Genomic DNA, 224 nt, shown 5'->3' with positions numbered 1-224 from the left:
CACTCGTAGCTCAGCTGGATAGAGTACTCGGCTACGAACCGAGCGGTCACAGGTTCGAATCCTGTCGAGTGCACCATTTAAGCGTTGTTGGTAGTGATACAAACAGCGTGGCTTCAACCAGTTGTGATCTGGTATAAAAACACAACTTGCACTCGTAGCTCAGCTGGATAGAGTACTCGGCTACGAACCGAGCGGTCACAGGTTCGAATCCTGTCGAGTGCACC

The 224-nt window shown here is 51.3% G+C and carries 1 tRNA gene; it reads left to right on the top strand.

The features are described from left to right. Nucleotides 1–148 precede the first annotated feature (148 nt). Nucleotides 149–222: transfer RNA gene (locus ACL9RJ_RS33290), tRNA-Arg, on the top strand. Nucleotides 223–224 lie beyond the last annotated feature (2 nt).

This window comes from Pseudomonas sp. Mn2068, assembly GCF_049319725.1.
GTDB lineage: Bacteria > Pseudomonadota > Gammaproteobacteria > Pseudomonadales > Pseudomonadaceae > Aquipseudomonas > Aquipseudomonas gingeri.
This window is presented reverse-complemented; position numbering and strand designations above follow the sequence as displayed.